The organism is Paragemmobacter kunshanensis, from assembly GCF_011059185.1.
In the GTDB taxonomy this organism is placed as follows: Bacteria; Pseudomonadota; Alphaproteobacteria; order Rhodobacterales; family Rhodobacteraceae; genus Paragemmobacter; species Paragemmobacter kunshanensis.
Genome location: NZ_JAALFE010000024.1, coordinates 26,629 through 47,204, shown reverse-complemented (window position 1 = coordinate 47,204; position 20,576 = coordinate 26,629). Strand labels below are relative to the sequence as shown.

Below are 20,576 nucleotides of genomic sequence, written 5' to 3'. Positions count from 1 at the left end.
GCCGTCAACGCCATGATTTATATGCGAAATATCACGATTACGACAGCGAAATCAGCGACTTACTTGGAGAATGTGGGTTTACTTCTCCAATGATTGTTCGCTCGAACTTGTACGGCGTCAGCAAGCCCGCTTTGCCGCGCTCGCTCCCACCCTGTCGGTAGATTCGAATGCGCTCCAAACGTTCCGCAATCGGAGGTATTGAGAATGCAAGTTCTGCTTGGTGATCTTCAATCCAAAGACAATATCTTTGTTGCCCATTGATGAACTCGCTCGATCCTACAATTGGCTTCACGAGAGGAGATGCCTGAGGGAAGGCTTCCAAGAGATCGTTCGCTTCGTCAGGCGACAGTAACAGGTTGCCCTGATCCCGCGGTATGTTGCCGCCGAACATTGTCGCTATCTCTGCAATTGGTTCAGAGGCACGTTCAACAATAATATTGGCCCCTTCGGTGAGGTATGCATTTATGGCTTCGACTGACTTCATGAAGTCAGCTCCATAAATAGCTTTGGACCGTTCACCAACAGCGGCGATCCCAACGATCACACAGGTGACCTGAGCATTCTTGCTCGCATTATTGCCCCAAAGAAAGTTCTGATGTCCGAAAAATATTTCTTGTCCGTTCTGAAAAATTCGGGGCCAGATCAACGGAACTTGGACACCTTGGCAAATCGAGTTTGTAGAAACAAACGCGAAACAGCCGCCATACTTGATGAAGTCCGATGCCTTCCAGAACCAACCCGCGATGTAGTCAATTGCACGTACTTTTTTGTTTCCTGGTAGCAGCGCGTTCAGATCGTCCTTTTGCTCCTTGGTCTGATATTTGTCGCCGACATAAGGGGGGTTTCCACAAACATACGTTTCGCCCCCCTCATTCGCGAAGTCGATCTGCGCCTGATCCAGCGGCGACATGAAAAGGTCGTCGGCCTGAAACTTCACCCCCGTCCCCGTGGGCGGGCAGACCGACAGCCAGTCCAGCCGCAGGGCGTTGCCGCAGGTGATCCAGTTCTGCGCGTCCAGCGGCAGGAACTCGGCCAGCGCCTCTTTCTGGCCGCGATAGGTCACGTCGCACTGGTATTCCGCAATGATCAGCGCCAGTCGCGCAATCTCGGCCGAAAAATCCCGCAGTTCGATCCCGCGATAGTTTGTCAGGGGAATGTCGGTGCGCCGCAACGGCTCTCCTCGCCGCTTGTTGATCTCATACTCCAGTGCGCGCATTTCCTTATAGGCGATGACAAGGAAGTTGCCCGACCCGCAGGCGGGATCGAACACGCGGATCTTGGCCATGCGGGCGCGCAGATTGGCCAGCTTGCGCGCGTTGTCGCCCGCCGCCTCCAGCTCTGCCCGCAGATCATCAAGGAAGAGCGGGTTCAGCACCTTCAGAATGTTCGGCACGGACGTGTAGTGCATCCCGAGGACGCTGCGTTCCTCCTCATCCGCGACGGCCTGGATCATCGACCCGAAAATGTCGGGGTTGATCTGCGTCCAGTCGAGGCTGCCGATATGGGACAGGTAGCGCTGCGCGATCTTGGAAAAGCGCGGCACATCGGTGCTGCCCGAGAAGAGGCCACCGTTCACATAGGGAAAGGTGTCGGCCCAGCGGGGCAGCTTGGCCTCGGCCCGTTTGGGGATGGCGGTGTTCATCGCACGGAAGATCTCGCCGATGACTTCGTGCGTGTTCGACCCGTCGCGGTTCGCCATCTGGTCGATGGTGGCGGTGAACAGGTTGTCGCTGACGAAGATGTCGGTGTCTTCGGCAAAGAAGCAGAAGATCAGCCGCGCCATGAAATGATTCATGTCGTGGCGTTTTTCGGCGCTGCCCCAGTCGGGGTTGTCCTTGATCAGCTCGACATAGAGCCGGTTGAGGCGGCTGGTCGCGCGGATGTCAAAGGCGCTTTCGCGGATTTGTTTGACGGTGGAGATACCGGCGAGCGGCAGGAAGAAGCCGAAATGGTCGGGGAAATCGGAGTAGCGGCAGGCGATGGTTTCGCCGGTGGTGATGTCCTCAGCCTCGAGGTCGATGCCATCGGTGGCGAGGATAAACTTCGCCTTGGCGCGGGTGGTGGCGGGGCTGTCGCGAAGGGCGGTGAGCGTCGCCGCGATGTCACCCGTGGCACAGGTCGCAAGATGGATGTTGTTGGTCTGCAGGACGCCGCCAAGGTCGGACTTGTTCGAAGCGCCGGTACGCAGCCGCTTGATGGTCGTGTCCTTGTTGCCGAAGGCCATGAGGAAGGCATAGGGGAACTCTGCCGCGTCGAAGGGCTGCTCGGCAAGTTCGGAAATGGCTTGTTCGATTTCAACGGCGTTCATGCGGCAGTCCAGGGGTTGATGAGGTCGATATCGCAACCCTCGAAGTCAGGCGTATTGCGTGTGGCGACCGTGGCGCCGCAGGCGTGGGCAATGGATGCGATCTGGCAATCGGCCTGGGCGATCGGTCGCCCGGCGGACCGTCGTGCAGCGGCGATGGAGGCGTAGGACAGCGCGGCGGCGCTGTCGAAGGGCAGGATCCGACCGGCCAGGTCCTCGCGCAAGATCCGGTCCACGGCGTCAACCAGCGCGGCGCGGCGCTTGCCGTTCCCCATGATCGCGAGACCGTAGCGCAACTCCGCCTCCGATATCGAGGTCAGATAGACGTTGAACCCGTCCTGGGCCGACAGCCATTGCTCGACCCTGGGCTCCGGGGCCGGGCGCAACAGCTCGGAGATGACGTTCGTGTCGAGGATGATCATGCGTCAGGCCCGGTCGAATGCGGGTGGCTCACGCATGGCCTCTCGCTGCGGAAGGTCCAGATCAATGCCGCCCAGAGGCGCGACCCGTGCGCGGATGGCCGCGGCAAGATCGTGGGAGGGCTTCGCTTCGCCGACGACGTGGCGCAAGATCTCGCGCGCCTCCTCTTCCATCGAACGGCCATGTTCGGCCGCGCGGATGCGAAGGCGCCGCTTCACGTCATCGTCAAGGTTCCGGATGGTAATGCTTGCCATGATCTCCTCCTGAAAGGAGTGTAATCATCGCAATCAATGCGATCAAGGCTAATCGCTGGAACGCATGGATTTTCCCAAGGTTTGCTGGGCGACGTTGTCACCTCGCGATCTTGCTGACCGCCGCAACCGCAACACGCATCATCAATGTTGCAATAGTATATTTTCGTATGTATGCTGGGTGAAGATTGTCAAGGGTCCTTGCGATGCGTTTCGAATTCAAAAACCTCCCTCTGGCGGCCTTTTTAGCTCTCGCCTTGACCGGGCCAACAGTTCCGACGCAAGCCCGCGCTCAAACCTATCAGATCGATTGCGCCATCCTGCTGTGTTTGTCCGGTGGGTGGCCGGCTTCCGTGCCATGCGCACGCGCGCGGGCCGAGTTCATCCGGCGCATCACACCTTGGCCGGTGGAGCCGCCGCTGCAGATTTGGCGCTGCCCCATGGGTGCGTCTTACGATGGGCCTGCCAGGTCGCGCCCCACGGACCGGATCTTCGATGCCCTATATGGTGGTTCAGGAACCCCACCAAACTCTTCAGCCCCGCTCTTCGATCAGGCAGCCGAGGCAGGCGGAATGCTCGGGCTGAAAGGCTCCGACGCTGTCTGGGGGAACCTCGTGCGGGCTGATTACGCCCTCCAGCTCGTAGAAGACCGCGCCGACATCGATATCAGCGGGCCGGAATTCAATTTCGTGCGCTCCATTCGCGTTTTTGACGTTCGTTATGCCCGACAGCACGAATCCGGGCGAGATGGCGACTGCAACCGCAGTGCCGTCGTTGTCCTCGGCACCTACGGGATCCAGGGCGATTTTTCTTGGAATACGTCGTCACCCGCAGCGCTGCCTGCTGCGCATGCCGGTCTCGAGCGGTGGGGCGAGCACTGCCCGAGCATTTATCACAGATCCGTCTTCGTGGAGTGGCGTGACTATAGCGGAAATTACGGCTTCGAGCAGGTCAATTACTGACTGTTGAGGCGCAGCGACGTCGCGCAGAGCCTGTATGAAATCAAACCTGGAATGCAGGAAAAACCACACAATCGAGGGCCATAAAGGCCATATTCTATCATGTCAGCCTTTGCGACAGGGCAGCTGCGTGAGAGACGCGAAGTCGATTTCAGCTTTATCGGCATCGCAGAGATCCGGGTATATCTTTGAGACGCGCTGTGGGCCATGCATGTCCCACCGGATTGCCAGAGCACCTGTGTTCCAGCAATAAACCCAGCCGACAATGGTTTCTTCATCGGCTGCAATCAAATTGGCAATTGCGACGCCTTCGACCTTTTCTTCATTCACTGTTTATTAACTTCCTGCAAATGGGCTTTGCGGATCGCAGTTTAGGCTTCAAAAGCGTTTGCTGCAGCGCCATGCCGGTTTTCGTTAATATCGGTTAACTGTTCTTCCTCATGGTTCCGATATTCAAACTGGGAGAAGTCAGCCCCCGTGATCTCGATAGATGAAATAGCTCAAATTCGGTGGTCGGGCTCCGTGGCGGCTTCAACGATCGCCAGAACCTCGAAAGGGTCAAAGCCGATGGCGCGGGCGAGAACGACCAGTTCAACGACGTCCACGCGGCGCTGGCCGCTTTCAATGCGCGCCACGAGGGATTGATGGCACTTGAGCCTGATCGCCAAGTCTTCCTGACCGAGGCCCGCTTTAATGCGGGCGTCGACCAAAGCCTGGCAGAGTGCCACCTGTCCCGTGCTTCTGATTGTCTTTGCCACGCGTCACATACCTTTTGTGACGTCGCTAGCGGATGAAATCTGTTATCTAAAAAATAGATAGTTGAGGGTGTTATCGGCGTCTGGTTTCCATGGGCTGCAAGTCTGATGCTCCCGAGGTAGCCCATCAATCCCCAACCAATTGCAGAAATCGGCCATAGTCCTCGCTGACTTCGCGCGCTTCCTCGAAGGCGCGGGCCCGTTCGCCGTCGAGGCAACGGAAGTAGCTCTGGATATCCTGGATGTAATCTTCGAAGTCACCGCGGATGATGTCCGCATAGTCCCGCGCCGCCTGCGAATCGCTTGGCAGGAATGGACGGGGTGGCGCGACGCAGGATTCCGCCAAAACCGGCCCGGGAACGCAGATCAGGACGGCCACAGCTTGCAATGGGGGCATGCATGTCAACCTTGGGTTTCTCAAACCTGTTATCTCCTTGATCGCGGACACTGCCCGTGACTAGTGTCTGCGTGACTAAACTACAGCCAAAGCACGATATTACATCTTGCGGTTGTTAATATACTATCGTAACTCTGGGCTTCAAGTGGGAATGCCCGGGGTTACGCCATTGGAGATAGCGTGAGCCGGGCCATGAACTGGGACATCGAAGCACCAAATGTGGTTACGGAAGCCAGGTTCCGCGAGCTCGTGGAAAGCGGCTATAGCGCAGAAATCCTGTGCCAGGAGGCGGCACACAAAAAAGGCCCCAGCTATTACGGGGTCTGGATCATGCGCGTTGTCTCTGATGACGGGGTGGAAAAGCTCCTCGTCACCGCCCGCACGCGGACGACCTACAACGATATCAAGATCCGCGAGTTCAAGACGATCTCCGGCGTGGTGTCTTTCTTCATTGGCCTTGGCTTTGCACATGTCGACCTGCCGCTTGAGGCGGGTACAAGCCGTACGCACAAACTTGCGCCGTCAGACAAAGCCCCATCAGACAAGGGCACTGGCAACTAATCTCGTCTGTCTCTGGCTGGTCGCCGCGCCAGCCTCAGCGCAAATGGTTCTGGTCATGGAGAGCGACGGCTCTCTGACCCCGTCCCGGTCTCAGAGCGGTTTTGCCCGGAACTACAATGACGGCGTTGGTCAGGGATCGGCGTCCGATGGTTTGGCCATTCTTGGTGAGACTGAAGAAGGTTACGAGCCTGACGCGCTGAGGTTTGCGGCGTTCGCCCAGCCAGCGCCCTTGCCCCGCGCAGACGTTCTCTTGGGCATCGAGGCAACGGCCCTGCGTTATGCCAGCCATCCCGGTTTGCGCCGCGCGGGACTGTCCGTCACGGATTGGCTGGCTCTCTACCGGGCCAATATCGAGGTGGAAAGCGCCTACCGGCAGGATGCGATTTCAAGTGCAGGTGCCATTGGTCTGGGTCAATTGATGCCAGAAACCGCGCGTGATCTCGACGTCGATCCACATGAACCGCTGCAGAACCTTGACGGTTCCGCCCGCTACCTCGCGATGATGCTGGAGCGCTTCGGCGATCCGCGCCTGGCGCTGGCGGCCTACAACGCCGGACCCGACGCGGTGCGCCAGTACCGCGGCATTCCCCCCTACCGAGGAACCCAGAACCACGTGACCCGCGTCATGGCCGTCGCGGCCCGATTGGAAGGAACAAATTCATGAGACAGATTTCAAACCTCTTTGTCGCCTCGCTGGCGCTATTCCTGCTCATTGCCGAGCCCGCCCTTGCACAAAGCATCGATCTCTCCCCGATCCAAAGCTTGTTGCAAGGCATTGTCGATGCGCTGACCGGACCTCTTGGTGTGGTCATCGCCACACTCGCGGTCCTCGGCATTTTCTTGAGCTGGTTCTTCAACATCATCGACCTGCGTCAGGCGCTCTGGGTCCTCGTGGGCATCGCTGGTGTCGCGGCCGCCCCCACCATCGTTGCCGCAGTCTTTGCCGGTGGCTGAGCGCGCGCCTCTCTTCCTCGGCCTCGTGCGCCCGCCCAAGCTTCTGGGCCTGCCCATCATGTACGCGATGGTCTGGCTCTTCGGCTCGGTACTCTTGTTCGTCTGGGTCCAGCACATCGCGGTGCTGGGCGTGGCCGCCCTGCTCTACCCGGTGCTTTGGAAGGCCGCCGATTGGGACCCGCGTTTCATCGACCTGATGATGACCGCGCTGCAGGAGACGCCACCCACGCGAAACCGCAGCATCCATGGCGGGGACAGCTATGCGCCCTGATAAAGCTCGGGATGCTGCGCTCGACCCCCGCACAATGACGCCGGACTGGTATGCGCGCGAGACCCGCCTCGCGCATATGCTGCCCTATGTGAGCCTCGTTGACGACCAGACCGTGCGGACACGGGTGAACGAGCTCTTCCGGTGCATCCGGCTCGAGGGGATCAACAGCTACACGACCGACGATGCCTATCTCGATAAGTTGACGGCACTTTTTGCCCGCATCGTCGCGCAGCTCGGGCCGGAATTCAGCTATTACGTCCACAAGGTCTCCAAGGCCATCAGACCGGATCTGGACCCAATTCGTGAGGACAGCTTCGCAGGCGAGGTCGACCGGCGCTGGCGCGCGAAACTCGAGACCAGCGGGCTGCGCGACAAGACGCTGACGCTCACCGTCATTCACCGCCCGCCTCCGAAAAGCCTCCTCCCGTTCCTCAGCCGCAGCGCGCCGGACCGGCTGAGAGAGGAGACCCGCAAACGCCTGCAGCGCCTGGGCGAGGCCGTGAACGTCTTCCTGTCCGGCCTCGCAGAACTCAAACCGCGCCTGCTGTCAGCCGCATCAGGGGAGTTGGTGGGGTTTCTGGGCGCGCTTAACACGGGGCAAGAGCTGCCGCTTTACCCTGCCAATACCTATGGCTTTTTGTCCTTCAACGTCGCCAATACCCGCGTGACGTTCCACGGCGACCATTTCGAGCTTTCCGAAGGCGTCGTGGGCCATCGCTACGGCAAGAGTTTCACCATCGGGGAATATGCTGAGGCCACCTCCTGCACCATGTTCGACATGCTGAACCTGCCGGTCGACATGATCGTCACCCATTCCTTTACACCGATCAATTCGAACCTCATGGCGGGCCGCATCAAGCGGCAAAAGCGCCAGATGCAGGCCAGCCAGGATGCGGCCCTCTCGCTCCTGGAAGCGCTCGACATCGCCGCCGATGATCTCGAGGCCAAGCGCCAGAGCTTTGGCGAGCACCACATGGTCGTGACGCTCTTCTGCGAAACGCTCGAAGAGCTGCAAACGCTCAGCGCCGAGATCGTGAATGCCGCCGCGACCGAAGGCGTGAAGATGATCGGCGAGCGGGTCGCGGCCAAGGCGCATTACCTCAGCCAGCATCCCGGCAACCAGCCCAAGCGCGTCCGCGCCAGCGCCGTCACCAATCGCAACTTCGCGGATTTCGCGGCCTTCCACCGGACACAGCTTGGCAAACCTGCCGCGACAACCCCCTGGGGTCGGGTCGTCACATATCTCCCCACGCCGGAGCAGAGCGCCTACCGGTTTTCCTATCACGAACAAGGCTCACCCGACAAAGAACCGACCAGCGGTCATACCTTGATCATGGGGCGGCCCGGGTCGGGCAAATCGGTGCTGTCGGCCTTCCTGATGACCCAAGCCCGTCGTGCAGGCGCTCGGATCTTCGTCTTCGACTACCGCCTAGGCATGGAGATGGCGGTGCGCGCCAATGGCGGGCGCTACGCCTCCCTGAACGCCGGTCAGCCCACGGGTCTCAATCCGCTCTGGACCGAGACCGATGCGCGGGGCACCGCCTGGCTCTCGGACTGGCTTGCTACGCTTCTTTACCGCGCTGACAAGCCGCTCACACCGGCACAGACCAATCGCATCCAGGAAGTGGTGCGCCAGAATGCACAGGCCACCAATCCGGCCCTGCGGAACTGGCGGGATTTCGCATCGCTCTTTGTCTCCACCGACGATGACGGCGATCTGCATCAGCGCCTGATCGAATGGACCGAAGACGGCCGCTACGGCTGGATCTTCGGGCAGAGCCTCGAGGACACGTTCTCGCTCAAAGGCGATGTCGTGGGCTTCGATCTGACCGGCATTCTCGACAGCGAGGCCGACAAGGAGCGGATGGCGGTCCTTTCCTATCTTTTCCGCAGGGTCGAGCGCGAGATCGAGGATCGCCGCCCCACCATCATCGTGATCGACGAGGCCTGGAAGGCGCTCGACAACGCATATTTCGCCGAACGGCTGTCGAACTGGCTCGTGACTGCGCGCAAGCAGAACACCGTCGCGGTGATGATGACGCAATATGCCAGCCAGCTTGAGCGCACCCGGACCGGCAAGACCATCGTCGAAGCCGTTCCGACGCAGATCCTGCTGCCCAATATCCGCGCGCAGCCTGCGGATTACGCCATGCTGAACCTCACGGAGAAGGAGCTCGACGTCCTTCTCAACACGGGCAGCAACAGCCGCTTGGCGCTGATCCGCGACGATCAGGGCTCGATCGTCGTCGATGCCGATCTGAGCGCGCTTGGACCCAATCTCACCATCCTTGGCGGTATGGAAAAGGGCGAAGCGCTCGTCGGCCCCGATTACCGCGACCGCCCAGACTTCTGGAGGCTTTCATGATCCGTATTCTTATCGCTTTGGCTGCGCTCGGCGCACTGGCCTCCTGCACCCAGTACCGGGAGCCGCAGGCGAACTGCTTCACATTCCTTGCGTCCACGGCAACCGTCGCGCCTGATTGTGACTTCACGCCCCTTGGCACCCCGGAGGGCGACATTGAAGTCTAGCCTGCCTCATATCCTGGCGTTTTGCCTGCTGCCCGGTCTCGCCTTGTCCCAAGGTGTGCCGACCAATGACAGTGGGCTGACCGCGCGTGACATCGTCGAGACCGGCGATCGCGAAGCAGACTTGGCCCTTCAGGCCGACAAGCTTGCAGTGCGCGAACTCATCGCCGAGATCGAACGGGAGCAGCTGGAAACCCTCCGACGCATCCTCGATGCCCAGACCAGCTTCGGCGGTCAGGGATTGCCGGCTATGGTCTCGGGGCTGGAAAGCGGCAGCGGCGATCCCGACCGCGCCGTGGAAGCCGTCTATGGAACGGGCGAGATCGATCCCAATCGCGGCGGTGCGCAGATGTTCGGGGATGCGTCTGAGACCATCGAGCAGCTCATCATCCGGGTCGCCCAGGAGACCAGCGGCTTTGCGGGTGTTGGCCGCGCAGGGCTCTCGCCCGTCCAGTGGCGCGCGTTGCTGCAAGCGCTGATCTGGCAGGAAAGCCGGTTTACGATTGGGGCACGGTCTCCCGTCGGCGCCTATGGTCTCACCCAGATCATGCCCGGTACCGCCAGCGATCTGGGCATCAATCCGGAATACTATGACAGCCCCTACCTGCAGGTGCATGGCGGTGCACGCTATCTCGCGACACAACTCAACACCTTCGATGGCAACATCATCAACGCCCTTGCGGCCTATAACGCCGGACCCGGCCGGGTCTTCGAGTATGGCGGCGTGCCACCCTTCCGCGAGACCCAGCACTACGTCCAGGTGATCCCCGAACGCTATAACCTCTATTTGACTCGTATCGGCGGAATCGAAGCGCTTGGCACGATCGACCCCGCGCTTCTGGCCAATGCCAACCTCTCGCTCACTGGGCACGGCGCGGCCTTTTATGGCAGCAACTCACCAGCCACGATCAGGCAAGCCGCCATGCGCATCCGCGATATCGTCGAACGGATTTCCGAAACCGAGGACGTGCAGGAGAGCGTCGCACTCAACACCTATGCCCGCGCCGAACTGGTGCGTCTCGTGGCCGCCCGCATCCGGCTTCAGGCGGCACGCACCCGCGTCCTCTCTGCCGAAGAGCTGGCCCAGGCCAGCGCCCGCATGGCCGAAGGCGCGTTCATGGATTTTACGATCAGGGAGATTGAATGATGGGACATCTGCTCTTGAGGACAGCTTTGGCCACGGCACTTGGCGTTGGCTTGCAGTTCAGCGCCCTACCCCCTGCCGCAGCACAAGGTGTACCGGTCGTCGACACCCAGAACATCGCGCAAAATATCCAGCAGCTGCGACAGATGATCGAAGACGAGATCCTGCAAAACGAGCAGCTGACGCAGCTCCGCGAACAGCTCGGCCTTCTCACGGACCAACTCGCGGAGCTGCAACGAACCTACGAGGCCCTCACCCGACTTGCCGAGCTTCCCGAAATCATCCGGACGGAAATGGAAGATGAATTGAACGGTCTGCTCGACCAGGAGTTCGGGGACATCCTAGCCACGATTGAGGCGATCAAGACTGGGGATTTCTCGGGCCTCTCGGGCTCCGGCGCGGGGGAGATCGAAACCCAGATGGACCGGGTGCTGGCCGATCTCGGCTTCGATGAAGACACGCTCTCGGAAATGGCCACCAGCGGCAATCCCGGGGCCAACCGTGTGGCCACGCAGGCAACAACCGGCGCACTCGTCTCAGCCGCCGCCCAGAACAGCTATGAAGATGCCGGCCAGTCGCTCGAGCGGGTAGACCGCCTTGTCGGGCTCATCGACGACATGGAAGAGCTCAAGCAAAGCGTCGATCTCAACACGCGCGTGACAGCTGAATTGGCCATCGCCCTCGTGGCAATGTGGCAGCTGGAAGCGATTCAAACCGTGGGCGATGGCACGGGCGGCGTGATCGATGCCGCCACCATCGCCGAAGAGCAGCGCTTCATGGATTTCACGCTACCGGACCTCCGGGCAGACTGATCGTGGGGGCATGACGGGTGGCGACTGAACAAGAAATCATCGAGGAAGAACTGGTCTATGGTGCCTTACGCCGCGAACGGCTCTGGCAACGCCTTGGCCTGATGGGCCTTGTCTTCGGTATCATCGGCTGTCTGAGTGCCGCGGCTGTCTCGATCCTCGATGTCGACCCGCCCCCCGTCGTTGTCCCCTATGATCCCGCCACCGGCTTTGCACTCCCCGAAGCCTCGGTGGGCGCCTCCTCGGTGACCGCCAACCAGGCGATCATCGAGGCGGAGGTGTTCCGCTATGTGACCGACCGGGAGGTCTATAACCAGCTCGACAACGATCTGCGCATCCGCAGCGTCCTGCGCCGCTCGGATGGGGCCGCCGAGAGCGGTCTGCGCCAGATCTGGAACAGCGCCAACGAGAATTACCCGCCGACGGTCTATGGCCCCAATGCTCGGCTCGACGTGGAAATCCTTAGCATCAACCGGATCGGAACCAACCGCGCGACGGTCCGCCTGCGCAAGCGCCTGACGTCTATTAACGGCACCCAGACCGGCCTCTTCACTGCGACGCTTCTCTTCGAGTTCCGCCCGGAGACCCGCCGCTCCATCGATGAGGTCTGGACCAATCCATTCGGCTTCACCGTCCTCGAATATTCCATCCGCTCCGACAGATTGGAGAATTAGTTTGATCAATAAGGTCTTTGTTGCTGCCATATTTGTTTTGCTGCCTGCCCTTGCCTTTGCCGAAGCGATCCCGCGCGGTGGTCCAAATGACAGCCGCGTGCGGCTGGCAACATATCAAGAAGGTCAGGTCTACCGCCTCAGCGTCTCGCTTACCCATGTGACCACGGTCGAATTCGGTGAGGGTGAAAGCATCCGCTCGATCATCGCGGGCGACACGGAAGGGTTTGAGATCGATGGCGTGCCGGGCGGTCAGGCCTTCGCGATCAAGCCTGTGGCGCGCGGCGTCCATACCAATGTGACCGTCTACACGAACAGGCGCAGCTACTATTTCAACGTCCAGGAGGTCCGCAGCCCGACCTTCTACGTGGTGCAGTTCCGCTATCCTGACGACGCTGCGCGCCCGACCCGGGCCATCGCCGCCCAAGCGCCGAACTACAATTACGGTGCCAGCGCGCGGACCGAGTTCACGCCAACCCGCATCTGGGATGACGGGACGTTTACATATTTCGCGTTTCCGCGAAACGCACCTGTGCCAGCGATCTTCCGCTACGCGGGCGGCCGCGAGCGCACGGTCAACACGCAAACCCCTGAAGACGGCGTGATCCGCGTCAGCGGCGTAAACCGCCAATGGGTCCTGCGACTTGGCGAAGAGGTGGTCTGCATCGAGGCGATCCCGCCCGCGGAGGCCGCCTCATGAGCGATACTGAGAACACCGAGCTGGAAAAACGCCTCGCCGCCCTTGAGAAAGGCAGTGCCCGCGCGCCCATAGCGGCGCAGCGCCGGTCGCCCTTTCTCGCGCTGATCGTGGTCCTCGTCATCGGCGCAGGTGGTGCCCTGCTCTATCTCCTCTCACAGCCCGACGAAGAGGAAGCCTTGCCGACGGCCACCCCGGACGTCTTCCAAAACGAGGGGGACGGCTTTGGCGCTATCGAGACCTTGCCCCCGCCCGAGCCCGAGGTTGTGTTTGTCGGACCAGACCCCGTCGAGCCCAACGCGGAGCTTCTGGCGCAGATCACCGCCCTGCAGGCTCAGATCGAGGAGTTGCGCAACGCCCCCGAACCGGTCGTCGAGGAAGACACCGCCGCCGCAGAGGCGATCGACGCGCTGACCGCTCAGATCGCGGCGCTACAAGCCGCCTCGGAAGCCGCACAGCAACGATTTCAGGACGAACTGACGGCGCGGGATCGCAGCCTTGAGCAACTCCGCATGGATCTGGAACTGGCCCAACTCGAGGCCAGCCGACCCCAACACGCCCCAGCGGGCCCCACGGAAGATGAGCTGCGCGCACGCGAGCAAGAGCGACTGCGCCGCGAGGAAGAAGCCCGGCGCATGGCCGAGCTGGAGCGCCGCGCCGCGGAGGAACGCGCCTTCCAGGAGCGGCGCATCACCTCGCCCACCATCGCTTTTGGCGGTGCATCCGGAGCGAATGAAACGGCTCTGACTGAACGCACTTTTGGCGAGGTGACGGATTTCGTGCTGAACGGTGCGTTGCCCTCCACCGTGACGCAGGCCGAGGTGATCGCCAATCCCTCCAACACGATTCTACAGGGCACCATGATCCAGGCCGTCATGGAAACTGCCCTCGACAGCTCGCTGCCCGGCCAGACCCGTGCCGTGGTGTCCGAGGATGTCTACAGCGTCGATGGCGCGCGCCTATTGATCCCCCGCGGATCCCGTCTCATCGGGCGCTACCGCGCTGGCGTCGATATCGCGCAGCGCCGCGTCACGATCGCCTGGGACCGGATAATCCTGCCCGCGGGCCAGACCGTCCAGATCAGCTCATTCGGAGGTGACGAACTGGGCCGTTCTGGCGTCACCGGCCTCATAGACACACGCTTCGCCGAGCGTTTCGGGTCGGCCGCCCTGATCTCGCTTATTTCGGCAGCACCTGGTGCCGCCGCCTCCGAGGTCCAGGATGAGACTGCCGTCGACGTTCTCGAAGACGTGGGCGATGATCTGGCAGATGCGACGGACAGCGTCATCGGCGATTACCTCTCCATCGGCCCCGTCATCTATGTCGACCAGGGCGCCCGCGTCACGGTCATGGTCGACCGCGATCTGGAGATATTCTGAGCCCATGTCGCTGAGCTATCTCGAAACCTCGCTCGACCGGATCGACGCCGCCGCTCGCGACGATGTCATCGAGATCTGCATCAACCCTGATGGCACCTGCTGGGGCGAATTCCAGGGCGATCACTTCATGCGCGCGCTGGACCAGAGGCTGACCGGCGTTCAGGTCAGGGACCTCGGCAACCAGATCGCCTCATCGGCCAATACCACGATGAGCAAGGACCGCCCCATCGTCTCGGTTTCGATCACCTACAAGGGGCGCCCGATCCGCGCACAGGTCATCACCCCGCCCGCCGTGCTCTCGGCCATGTCGATCAGCCTGCGGTTCTTCTCAAGCCTGCCACTCGAGGGCATTGCGCTCGATTTCCTCTACGGAAAAGAGCGCAAGCTCGAAGACCTGCGCGTCGAAAAAAAGCGCGCCTTGCGCGCAGTGGTGGCCGCGGGTTTGATCGATGATGCGCTGGCCTTCTGCGTCGAGAACAAACTCAACATGATCGTCTCGGGTGGCACCTCCACTGGCAAGACCGTCGCCGCGCGCAAGATCCTCTCTCACGTACCGGCCGAGGAACGCATCGTGACCATCGAAGAAGCCGCCGAGCTTTTACCGACCCAGCCAAATGCCGTGACCCTCATCGCCAATCGTGACGCGGAATTCCAGACCGCCGATGTGCTTCTCACCGCCACGCTGCGCATGCGCCCCGACCGGATCATCCTGGGCGAGGTGCGCGGCAAGGAGGCCATGACCTTTCTGGAAGCCATCAACACCGGCCATGGCGGGTCCATGACCACACTGCATGCCGAAACCCCGCAATTGGCCGTGCAGCGCCTCGCGATCGCAGCACTCAAGACCGAGATCCCGATGACCTATGCCGACATGATCCAGTACATCGAAAATTCCATCGATGTGATCATCCAGGCCGGTCGCCATGACGGCAAACGCGGCATCACCGAATTCTACCTGCCCGGCGCAACTGAGATTGGAATTTCCCCATGAAGACCTTTGAATACGATATCCTGTCCTTTCCCATGACTCGTAAGACCAGCCTTGCCGACATGCAGGCCAGCCTGAATGCCAAAGGTGCAGAAGGCTGGGAGGTGGTGTCGATCAGCACTTCAGAATTCGCCAATATCGGGCACACCGTTTTCCTGAAACGCGAAACCACACCCGCTGGAGCCACGGCATGAGGCAGGCGCAGCACCTCGCCTTGGCCGCACTGGCCCTAAGCCTGACGCCTGCCTTCGCCGTTGCCGAGCGCAACCTAGTGCCAACCCTCGATCGCAGCTTTGACGTCTGTCTGGACCGGCCCGCCGAGCCCGTCTGGATGCAGGAGATCCCCCTGCGCCAAGCCTATCAGCGGGTTCTGGTTCAGGACATCTATCGCGCCCAGAATCTCGAGCGGGTCGTCGAGATCGGCAACTGCGACTGCGCGACCCGGTTCCCGTCCTGGGACGCGGCCGAGGCCGTGTTTCGGGAGAGCTACGCGAGCGACGAACGATGGGAAATGCTCGAAGCCTCGGAAGGCTACAACCGCCGCGCCAACGCCGCCCGTCCGGAAGCCCGGGCCATCTGCGACGCCGCAGGTAATTGGTAAGGCAGCCCCGCGATGAGCGTCGTCACCTACTTCGTTGAAACCTCCCAGGCCTATCTCGACACCGCCGCTGAGACCCAGTTTGGTGCGGTTGCGGCAACGGTCGGCACGCTCCTGGTTTTGGGGACAACGTTGGTGGTGATCCTCGTCGGAATCAACATGATCTATCAATACCGGGCCATGGATGGGCACACAGCCTTCTGGCTCGCGGCCAAGATCGGGCTCATCGGGATATTCGCGACCAATTGGATGCAGTTCAACGCGTTCTCGTCTGCCATTCTCTATGGGATCGACAGTATCGCGGGTGCGCTGGTAGCCTCCGTCGGCGGCGGCAGCCCTGGCCCCTCAGGCACCTTCGCCGAAGAATTCGACCGGCTGATCGCGGAGCTGGGCGACTATCTGAACGCTGCCGGGTCCGAGCTGAACTGGATGGCTGGCGCCATGCTCGACATCGTCGGTGTGCTTCTGCTCTCGATCCTCGGCGGACTGGCCGCCTTCATCCTCGTGGCCTCCCGACTGATGATCGCGCTTCTGATCGGGATCGCCCCGGTGATGATTTTCCTGACCCTCTTCGAGGTCACCAAGGATTATTTCGCGCGCTGGTTATCCGCGCTTATCTCCTTCGCGATCTACCCTATCGTGGTCGCAGGGGTCTTCGCGACCATCACCGGGGTGGCCTCGGCTCTCATAGGCGAGTTGGGTGATCCGGAAGGAGCTTCCAACATCGGCGCGCTCATACCCTTCTTTATGATGGTGCTCATGGCCAAAGGGTTCATAATCGCAACACCCTTCATCGTCCGCGCGATCTCCGGCAACATCATGATGCCCGCCCTCTCCGGTGGCCTCGGCGGCGGCTACAGCTTCGCTCGCGCCGCCATGGGAAGCCAGCAGGCCTACAATCGCTACCTCATCGGCGGGGCCAGTGGAGCAGAATACGCAGCCCTCAGGGCGCGGCAGTTCTTTGGCGTACAGCAAATGCCAGTACGGCAAGGCATGGGACAGACGGGTTCCGGAGGCGGCACAGGATCCGCAGACTCGGGATCAAAAATGCTGGCGCAGCTGGCGAGACTGGGACGGCTTGGGCGACGGTGACGGCCCGTTGCTGCCGTTCGCTTCTTAGCCGGGCGCTGCGGCGCAGCTTCGTCGAACCGGTCATTCGTCCATCGCGCAGCATTTTCGGAGGGTGAAGGTCGGCAGAGCGGGACCTTTCTGCCGTTCATAGTCCAGCTCACAGTGACCGCTTACCAGTCCTAAGCAATTGTTCAGGGCTGCTCGAATTGAGGCCCTGCACGGAACCGTCCGCCCAGCGAAATAGGCATCGCAATGATTACAAGGCACCCAACAACCATAGCCACACCAATCCATCCAAGGTTGGGAAGCCGCTCCCCTACAATTAGAACAGCCAAAACAGCTGCCACGACGGGCTCAAGCAGCGTGATGACTGTCGCCATGCTCGCCTGCACACGGGCAAGCCCGAACCCAAAAGCAAGGTAGCCAAGAAACATGGGCACGGCGGCCATGTAAATCCCAACGGCCACATTCGTCCAAGATGCAAGAAACGTGCCCCCCGTCAGGATCAGGACCGGCATCAGCAACAGGCCACCGAGACCGAATGTAGCACCCATTGCGACCGATGACCGCGTGCCTTGCAGCATCATTTTCCGCGCGCTCCAAGAATAGAGAGCATAGGTTAGCCCGCCAATCAGCCCCAGAAAAACCCCTAAAGGGACGGAGTCTCCACCAACCACTTCGCCGTGGGAGAGATTTTCTGCGACGCAGATCAGCCCCATTCCGATCAGCCCGACAAGCGCCCCAGCGGACCACCGTAAAGTCAGATTTCTTCGGTCCAGCAGGTATTCGATAAGCGCCGAGAGTAATGGAGCAGACCCAACGCCCATTGCAGCAGCACCAATCGCGGCAGCACTGACATCGGGCGCAAATGTTGCTGCCGTTCCAGTCGTGCCCCAGACGACGGCCGAAAACAGGATTGCGACCACTCCCCAAGCTTGTCCCTGCATCATTTCAAAGCGCCTTCAACATGTCGTCGACCATCGCCCGTGCTGTGATCACCCGCGCGCTGCTGCCCTCCAGTCCCGCCCGTGCCATCGAACCTTCCAGCAGAAAGGCAATCTGCGCCGCCAAAGCCACCACACGATCGGGTTTTTCGGGCAACAGTTCCGAGAGATGCTGCGCAAGAATGCTTTCGACTTGTTCTTTGTGTCGCCTGACAGCGGCCCGCCCAACATCGCCGGCCTCAAGTTCAGCCGCCGCGTTCAATAATCCGCAACCGCGAAACCCCCGCTCATATGCAAATTCAGCGTGATCCTGATAGGCATCGAACACCGCAAGGATACGCTGACAGGGCTCCCTTGCCGTCGCCACACGGTTATCATAGAGCGCCAACCATTCTGCATGCCGTGCTTCAAGATACTGGTTAACCAGATCCGCCTTGGAAGCAAAATTGTTGTAGAGGCTCTTTTTCGCCACGCCTGCGCGTTCCACAATGGCATCAATGCCGGTTCCGCTGATGCCGTGGTTGTAGAACAGGATCATGGCCGCTTGCATGAGACGATCATGTGCAGATCCTTTTGGTGTCTTACTTGGCGCGGCCATATCGAATCTCCTGAATGTAGGTAGATCGGTATACCTATATTTGAGGAGGCGCAAGAAGCAGTGCAACGCTGGCAACCGTCTTCAAAGTTCCACTCAGCGGCCATTGGCCGCGACCGCAGCATCCGGAAGAATGGGCTCTTTCGTGCCGTTCGCCGCGCTTGGCTCGAATGTCCGGTGAGGGCCGGTACCGACGGGCGCGCCCATGCCTGCCACTGCAAACCCACCTGAGATCGGCGTGGTCAGTCCGGGCGCGAATCGGTCATGCGGCACAGCGGCAGAAATCGTGGCCTCCCAAGCAGGACGCCATGACGCTCTCGGCCCGGAGCTGACATTCGAGACAAGCGCGACGAAAGGCTGGTGTGCTTCGCACTGCAGCCGTTCAACTATCGCCTCATCCTCTGCTGATAATCGTGCTCATGGTCGGGACAGGCCCGGTCGCAGACTTCGCCCTGAGCCGTTGGCAACTGGGCATGGGCAACTTCACCTGTAGGTCGTGATCGACACCACACTTCTGGCCTTGCCGTTGGTGAATTCGAAGACATGGCAGAATGGGCGCTTCACCCCATTGGCCAGGAGTGTATCTCCGTTGGCTGCGCCGATCTTGCCGTGGGAGATTGCGTGCTGGACAACGACCCTGATCACCTGAGGGGTGGAAGACAACGCCTGAAGGACCCCGGCCTGCCCCTCGAGCGTCTTTGTCGAAGTCCGGGCCCACGTGATCTCCGGATCGAAGATTTCGACCGAGGCGACGCCGGTCTCCAGGGCAATTGCGATGTCCTGCACGAATGCATTCTTGGGGGAGTTTCCGCAATCCGCGCTCCCGATGATCTCCGTCGGGCCCGTGGTCATGGTGCCGCCTTGCCACGCAAGGCAGCCTCGATCACCGCGATGTCGATCCTGCGCATTTCCATCATGGCTGCTTGTGCGCGGGCCGAGGCTGCAGCGTCCGGGTGCGACAGCGCCTCCATCAGGACACGGGGTGTGATCTGCCAGCGAAAGCCCCAGCGGTCCTTGCACCAGCCGCACATGATCTCTTCACCGCCATTGTCGACGATCGCATCCCACAGCCTGTCCGTCTCGGCCTGATCCTCGGTATAGACCTGGAGCGAGTAGGCATCGTTGGGCCGCACATGCGAGCCGGCATTCAGCAACGCATAGGGCAAGCCCAGCAGAGTCATCTCAACCACCTGAACGCTGCCTGCGGGCCCGCTCGGCGTCTCGCCCCGCAATCGCACGATCCGGTCCACATGGCTGTCCGGAAAGGTGGCCGCATAGAATTCGGCGGCCGCTTCGGCCTCGGTGTCGAACCAGAGGAATACGGCGGCCTTGCGCCCTGTCATGGCCTATCCCCTTTCCGGTCAAATGTTTCATCGCCGGTTCCGGATGTGGTGATCCGGTGGTCGACAAGGGGCAACAGCCAATCCGAGCGGCTCGTGATCGAGAGATGTGTGGTGTCCGGCAAAACCGCCAGCTGTGCCCCGGTGCGCGCTGCCATATGCGCGCCATGGTCGACCGGGGTGAAGTCACTGTCGCCAAGGACAAGCAGGGTCGGCACAGGGAGCGTGGCAAGCTCCTGATCGCTCCAGCCCCAGCCGCTGACCATGAAGGCCTGCAGCTGCGCAAAGGTGCGCCCGAACTGCTCCGGGCCATCCGGGTTGTCCGCGAAACCTGCCTGCATGCGTGCGAAATCCTCTTCGCTCGGCAGCTGCTCCAGCGCGTCCGGCGAGGGCTCGGCCGTCGGATTCCGGTTCATCTCCGCGATGGCCGGATGCATTCCGTCGAGGTTCTGGCTGACCGAGATCGCCGTGAGCGTGGCCAGCCGCTCGGGTGCGGACAATGCCAGGTCCAGCGCCAGCATGCCGCCCATGGAAAAGCCCACCGCGTGCACCCGCTCGACATCGAGCGCATCCAGCACGGCCAGGGTGTCTGCCCGCATTGCCGCCAGGGAGACCGGCGTGTCACGTCCGCCCGTCCGCCCATGGCCCTGCTGTTCCACCCCGATCACCGGGCGCCTTGCGGCGAGGGACGGCAAGAGGGCACCGAAGTCCCCTTCGATGGTGCCCATGCCCCCATGGAGCACGAGAAATGGCACCATGCCCGAACCAAGATCGCCGTGAACCTGATAATAGATCCCGAGGTCCCCGGACATGGCCCGGCCCTCCCTGTCCTGCGCCAGCGCGGGGGCGGCCATCGCGCCGACAAGAACCGAGGCCTGCAGGGCCCCCATGCAGGACCGTGAAGTCGAGGTCAGTGTCATCATTTCCTCCTCCCATGCGTT

General features: G+C 61.2%; 27 protein-coding genes. 16 read left to right on the top strand and 11 right to left on the bottom strand.

Annotated elements, in window-relative coordinates:
- Nucleotides 1-37 precede the first annotated feature (37 nt).
- The 3 genes from G5V65_RS18440 to G5V65_RS18430 are packed head-to-tail and all read right to left on the bottom strand — an operon-like array spanning nucleotide 38 to nucleotide 2,979.
- Complete coding sequence (locus G5V65_RS18440) at nucleotides 38-2,308, bottom strand: DNA methyltransferase (protein WP_241250642.1); 2,271 nt, start codon at nucleotides 2,306-2,308, stop codon at nucleotides 38-40.
- A complete protein-coding gene (locus tag G5V65_RS18435; protein WP_073038006.1) occupies nucleotides 2,305-2,727 on the bottom strand; it encodes a type II toxin-antitoxin system VapC family toxin in 423 nt (140 codons plus the stop codon). Before G5V65_RS18435 ends, G5V65_RS18440 begins: the two co-directional genes overlap by 4 nt.
- Nucleotides 2,728-2,730: 3 nt before the next feature.
- Nucleotides 2,731-2,979, bottom strand: a complete 249-nt coding sequence (locus G5V65_RS18430) for a FitA-like ribbon-helix-helix domain-containing protein (RefSeq protein WP_073038005.1) — start codon at nucleotides 2,977-2,979, stop codon at nucleotides 2,731-2,733.
- Between the two features lie 203 nt (nucleotides 2,980-3,182).
- Between G5V65_RS18430 and G5V65_RS18425 the strand changes: the two genes are divergently transcribed.
- Nucleotides 3,183-3,938 (top strand): hypothetical protein, encoded by a 756-nt coding sequence (locus G5V65_RS18425; RefSeq protein ID WP_165053096.1) that lies wholly within the window; start codon nucleotides 3,183-3,185, stop codon nucleotides 3,936-3,938.
- Between the two features lie 102 nt (nucleotides 3,939-4,040).
- Here the strand turns inward: G5V65_RS18425 and G5V65_RS18420 are convergent, their stop codons facing one another.
- The 3 genes from G5V65_RS18420 to G5V65_RS18410 form a co-directional block, all read right to left on the bottom strand.
- Nucleotides 4,041-4,265 carry a hypothetical protein gene (locus G5V65_RS18420; RefSeq protein WP_165053093.1) on the bottom strand — a complete coding sequence of 75 codons (225 nt, stop codon included), beginning with the start codon at nucleotides 4,263-4,265 and terminating at the stop codon, nucleotides 4,041-4,043.
- Between the two features lie 170 nt (nucleotides 4,266-4,435).
- Nucleotides 4,436-4,693: a helix-turn-helix domain-containing protein gene (locus G5V65_RS18415; RefSeq protein ID WP_165053090.1), complete on the bottom strand. Its 258-nt coding sequence runs from the start codon at nucleotides 4,691-4,693 to the stop codon at nucleotides 4,436-4,438.
- 124 nt (nucleotides 4,694-4,817) lie between these two features.
- On the bottom strand, nucleotides 4,818-5,069 hold the full coding sequence (locus G5V65_RS18410) for a hypothetical protein (RefSeq protein ID WP_343162863.1): 252 nt from the start codon (nucleotides 5,067-5,069) through the stop codon (nucleotides 4,818-4,820).
- Between the two features lie 210 nt (nucleotides 5,070-5,279).
- Between G5V65_RS18410 and G5V65_RS18405 the strand changes: the two genes are divergently transcribed.
- From G5V65_RS18405 to G5V65_RS18335, 15 genes are read left to right on the top strand one after another with little or no spacing between them, the layout of a single operon-like run.
- Nucleotides 5,280-5,648, top strand: coding sequence for a hypothetical protein (locus tag G5V65_RS18405; protein ID WP_165053087.1), 369 nt, complete (start codon nucleotides 5,280-5,282; stop codon nucleotides 5,646-5,648).
- 43 nt (nucleotides 5,649-5,691) lie between these two features.
- Nucleotides 5,692-6,312, top strand: coding sequence for a lytic transglycosylase domain-containing protein (locus G5V65_RS18400; RefSeq protein ID WP_165053084.1), 621 nt, complete (start codon nucleotides 5,692-5,694; stop codon nucleotides 6,310-6,312).
- Nucleotides 6,309-6,602, top strand: a complete 294-nt coding sequence (locus tag G5V65_RS18395; RefSeq protein ID WP_165053081.1) for a TrbC/VirB2 family protein — start codon at nucleotides 6,309-6,311, stop codon at nucleotides 6,600-6,602. The genes G5V65_RS18400 and G5V65_RS18395 overlap by 4 nt, the downstream gene beginning before the upstream one ends.
- Complete coding sequence (locus tag G5V65_RS18390; RefSeq protein WP_165053078.1) at nucleotides 6,595-6,873, top strand: VirB3 family type IV secretion system protein; 279 nt, start codon at nucleotides 6,595-6,597, stop codon at nucleotides 6,871-6,873. Before G5V65_RS18395 ends, G5V65_RS18390 begins: the two co-directional genes overlap by 8 nt.
- Nucleotides 6,863-9,238: a VirB4 family type IV secretion/conjugal transfer ATPase gene (locus tag G5V65_RS18385; RefSeq protein WP_165053075.1), complete on the top strand. Its 2,376-nt coding sequence runs from the start codon at nucleotides 6,863-6,865 to the stop codon at nucleotides 9,236-9,238. The genes G5V65_RS18390 and G5V65_RS18385 overlap by 11 nt, the downstream gene beginning before the upstream one ends.
- Complete coding sequence (locus G5V65_RS18380; protein ID WP_165053073.1) at nucleotides 9,235-9,402, top strand: hypothetical protein; 168 nt, start codon at nucleotides 9,235-9,237, stop codon at nucleotides 9,400-9,402. Before G5V65_RS18385 ends, G5V65_RS18380 begins: the two co-directional genes overlap by 4 nt.
- Complete coding sequence (locus G5V65_RS18375) at nucleotides 9,392-10,546, top strand: lytic transglycosylase domain-containing protein (protein ID WP_206526869.1); 1,155 nt, start codon at nucleotides 9,392-9,394, stop codon at nucleotides 10,544-10,546. The genes G5V65_RS18380 and G5V65_RS18375 overlap by 11 nt, the downstream gene beginning before the upstream one ends.
- Nucleotides 10,546-11,355, top strand: coding sequence for a type IV secretion system protein (locus G5V65_RS18370; protein ID WP_165053105.1), 810 nt, complete (start codon nucleotides 10,546-10,548; stop codon nucleotides 11,353-11,355). The genes G5V65_RS18375 and G5V65_RS18370 overlap by 1 nt, the downstream gene beginning before the upstream one ends.
- 17 nt (nucleotides 11,356-11,372) lie before the next feature.
- Nucleotides 11,373-12,026, top strand: a complete 654-nt coding sequence (locus tag G5V65_RS18365; protein ID WP_037275527.1) for a virB8 family protein — start codon at nucleotides 11,373-11,375, stop codon at nucleotides 12,024-12,026.
- A 1-nt stretch (nucleotide 12,027) separates the two neighbouring features.
- Nucleotides 12,028-12,723 (top strand): TrbG/VirB9 family P-type conjugative transfer protein, encoded by a 696-nt coding sequence (locus tag G5V65_RS18360; RefSeq protein ID WP_165053070.1) that lies wholly within the window; start codon nucleotides 12,028-12,030, stop codon nucleotides 12,721-12,723.
- Nucleotides 12,720-14,099: a TrbI/VirB10 family protein gene (locus tag G5V65_RS18355; protein WP_165053067.1), complete on the top strand. Its 1,380-nt coding sequence runs from the start codon at nucleotides 12,720-12,722 to the stop codon at nucleotides 14,097-14,099. Before G5V65_RS18360 ends, G5V65_RS18355 begins: the two co-directional genes overlap by 4 nt.
- A 4-nt stretch (nucleotides 14,100-14,103) precedes the next feature.
- A complete protein-coding gene (locus G5V65_RS18350; RefSeq protein WP_165053064.1) occupies nucleotides 14,104-15,090 on the top strand; it encodes an ATPase, T2SS/T4P/T4SS family in 987 nt (328 codons plus the stop codon).
- Nucleotides 15,087-15,281 carry a DUF4177 domain-containing protein gene (locus G5V65_RS18345; RefSeq protein ID WP_165053061.1) on the top strand — a complete coding sequence of 65 codons (195 nt, stop codon included), beginning with the start codon at nucleotides 15,087-15,089 and terminating at the stop codon, nucleotides 15,279-15,281. The genes G5V65_RS18350 and G5V65_RS18345 overlap by 4 nt, the downstream gene beginning before the upstream one ends.
- Entirely contained in the window at nucleotides 15,278-15,688 is a 411-nt protein-coding gene (locus G5V65_RS18340) for a hypothetical protein (RefSeq protein ID WP_165053058.1), read from the top strand. The genes G5V65_RS18345 and G5V65_RS18340 overlap by 4 nt, the downstream gene beginning before the upstream one ends.
- A 12-nt stretch (nucleotides 15,689-15,700) precedes the next feature.
- Nucleotides 15,701-16,777, top strand: a complete 1,077-nt coding sequence (locus G5V65_RS18335) for a type IV secretion system protein (RefSeq protein WP_165053055.1) — start codon at nucleotides 15,701-15,703, stop codon at nucleotides 16,775-16,777.
- A gap of 170 nt (nucleotides 16,778-16,947) precedes the next feature.
- On the opposite strand, the gene G5V65_RS18330 is transcribed toward G5V65_RS18335, so the two are convergent.
- From G5V65_RS18330 to G5V65_RS18310, 5 genes are all read right to left on the bottom strand, one after another.
- Nucleotides 16,948-17,706 carry a DMT family transporter gene (locus G5V65_RS18330; protein ID WP_165053052.1) on the bottom strand — a complete coding sequence of 253 codons (759 nt, stop codon included), beginning with the start codon at nucleotides 17,704-17,706 and terminating at the stop codon, nucleotides 16,948-16,950.
- Nucleotide 17,707: 1 nt separating this feature from the next.
- Nucleotides 17,708-18,250: a TetR/AcrR family transcriptional regulator gene (locus tag G5V65_RS18325; RefSeq protein ID WP_277602966.1), complete on the bottom strand. Its 543-nt coding sequence runs from the start codon at nucleotides 18,248-18,250 to the stop codon at nucleotides 17,708-17,710.
- 528 nt (nucleotides 18,251-18,778) lie between these two features.
- Nucleotides 18,779-19,147: a nuclear transport factor 2 family protein gene (locus G5V65_RS18320; protein WP_165053046.1), complete on the bottom strand. Its 369-nt coding sequence runs from the start codon at nucleotides 19,145-19,147 to the stop codon at nucleotides 18,779-18,781.
- Nucleotides 19,144-19,638, bottom strand: coding sequence for a VOC family protein (locus G5V65_RS18315; protein WP_165053043.1), 495 nt, complete (start codon nucleotides 19,636-19,638; stop codon nucleotides 19,144-19,146). The genes G5V65_RS18320 and G5V65_RS18315 overlap by 4 nt, the downstream gene beginning before the upstream one ends.
- Complete coding sequence (locus G5V65_RS18310) at nucleotides 19,635-20,555, bottom strand: alpha/beta fold hydrolase (RefSeq protein WP_165053040.1); 921 nt, start codon at nucleotides 20,553-20,555, stop codon at nucleotides 19,635-19,637. Before G5V65_RS18310 ends, G5V65_RS18315 begins: the two co-directional genes overlap by 4 nt.
- Between the last annotated feature and the right edge of the window lie 21 nt (nucleotides 20,556-20,576).